Annotated in this window: 2 protein-coding genes and 1 pseudogene; 2 read left to right on the top strand and 1 reads right to left on the bottom strand. The window is 45.9% G+C overall.

Annotation, left to right across the window (positions count from 1 at the left end):
- Nucleotides 1-356 (bottom strand): annotated as a pseudogene (locus QMA35_RS21980) (hypothetical protein); the annotation flags it as partial.
- A 384-nt stretch (nucleotides 357-740) separates the two neighbouring features.
- Here QMA35_RS21980 and QMA35_RS21465 point away from each other — a divergent pair.
- Both QMA35_RS21465 and QMA35_RS21460 read left to right on the top strand, forming a co-directional pair.
- Complete coding sequence (locus QMA35_RS21465) at nucleotides 741-1,265, top strand: hypothetical protein (RefSeq protein ID WP_281649177.1); 525 nt, start codon at nucleotides 741-743, stop codon at nucleotides 1,263-1,265.
- Entirely contained in the window at nucleotides 1,262-1,870 is a 609-nt protein-coding gene (locus QMA35_RS21460) for a hypothetical protein (RefSeq protein WP_281649176.1), read from the top strand. Before QMA35_RS21465 ends, QMA35_RS21460 begins: the two co-directional genes overlap by 4 nt.
- The last annotated feature ends 167 nt before the right edge of the window (nucleotides 1,871-2,037 follow it).

The raw sequence follows: 2,037 nt of genomic DNA, 5'->3' as shown, positions 1-2,037 counted from the left end.
GCCGGGCGTAACGTGGTTCCTCCATCCATGCAAGACAAGTAGGCATCCAGCTTTTCACGAATACGGAAATGAGCCAATGGCGTGCCGCTCAATGCGTTACAGGTACGCCCGCATGCGTTGCAGCGGTAGCGTTGATGACCAGCGCTCTGTCCCCAGCGCGTCATGGATTCACAGGTACAGCGAGGGCACCGCGGGTGCTGATCAAAGTAATATTTGAGACGCTCAAGAAGACGACTATTGCCCGTAACCTCTGGCGTTTTCGGGCATGGCGGTAGGGTTGTGTGCAAACATGTCAGCTGTTCAGGGGACAATGTACTGAGAGATTTCAGGAACTCTTGGAATTGTGTTTGCTGCATGACGATGGTTCCAATTACACGACAGAAACCGGTGCTCAGAAGTATAGTTCATGCACCAACATGTATTGTGAACAGAGCCAAACGTAGGGTTTGCCAGCTGGCAAATTTTACCTCAATAAATCGCCAGGTTTGTGTATTGCCAGCTCCGGTCAATCCCGTCCGGCTAGGTGCGCACAACAAGAGCATGCAAAGGACGCCTTCGGCGCCCTTAATGCAGGCGTTAGCCGCTATGATCATCACTTTCTTAATTTTTCGTCAGTTTTAATATTCTGATGAAGCCCAAAAGTGTGCCCCTATCTTCTCCGGGTCAATCTATGGTAACCATTAGGTATTTATTGCATAATTTTTTGTGCTGCTAAGCACGGACTATTAGAAGGGACCTCTGTGAGTAAAATAAGAAATATGCCCCGATTACTTACCGCTGGGGAAATCAAAATCTGCAAAACTGTCTTCGATAATAATGTTAATTACAGTACCGTTAGAGTGTACCATGAGTCATTTTTTCCCTTTGGCATGCAGCCGAATAATGTCGCGATGGCACCTAACGGCAATATATACTTTGATCCTGCAGGTGAGCTTTATGAACAGGATTTCTCCAAAGCTGATATTCATGCCCAAGCCCTGTTAGTTCATGAGATGGTTCATGTATGGCAACATCAGAAAGGTATAAACGTAAAGCTAAGAGGAACTTTTGAACGTACCTACAAGTATCTACCTCTGACCCCTGATAAGAAATTTGCAGACTATAATATCGAGCAACAAGGTGACATAGTACGGGATTTTTTCTATCTGCTAAACGGCTACAAGAAGTCTGAATGGCCACACATTTCGGTTTATCGAAAGCTAATACCTTTCGAGCCTCTGATACCCTCAAACCCTCCTGAGGGACAAAAAGGGGTAGTGAATTGACTTCCTACAGATACGACAAAGCACTTCTTCGAGTGTTTGCTCTTTTGTGCCTTTTTACAGTTGCGTCCTGTAACTCTGGAACTGAAGATGCTTCAACATCAAGTGCTGCTTGGCAGAGTGCAGCGACTTCCTCACTGGAGGCAGGGTATTGCGATGATTTTTGGAAAATGGTTCTCCCTTATGCAAAGCAGGGCAACCCTGAAGCTGCTGCTCTAATTGCTGAAGCCATATACTCATATGGTTTTGTACCTCCTGGTGCTAACGATGATGCCTTGTTTCGATTTCGCGCCCTAATGTCCGGATTTAGCCTAAGTGCTAAATCCGGAGAGCCAAGATCAATTGAAATGCTTCTAGCCCTATCAGAAGCAAATATCTTCCTCAATAATGGGGGAGGAAAGTTATCAAAGTGCCTCGCAACGAATGAGAACAAAAAACAATGCATTGATATAGCAATTCAGAACAAGCTGTTTCCCTCCTTTGCGCAATGGCTCAGAGAGATTGACTCTCTTGGAAATGCAGGTGGCAACGCGGTATGCAATGAGCCAAGAAAGAGTCAAAAGCTCAATGACGATGATTTTGATATTGTTCCTTCACTTGAGAATTAAGAGATTGAATGGCTTCCCTACATGACCGGTAGCAGCTTATGAATATAAAACGTGCCTATAGTGGTAGTACAACCGGCCACGGCTAACAAGAACATGGTGTACGGCAGCAAGCTGCCTGGGACGCCTTCGGCGCCCCACATGCAGGCGTTGTGCGTCAATGTGCAAAT

It is taken from the genome of Parendozoicomonas sp. Alg238-R29, assembly GCF_947331445.1.
Classification (GTDB): Bacteria; Pseudomonadota; Gammaproteobacteria; order Pseudomonadales; family Endozoicomonadaceae; genus Sansalvadorimonas.
Note: the sequence above shows the minus strand (reverse complement) of the source record. Positions and strands in the feature narration are given on the sequence as shown.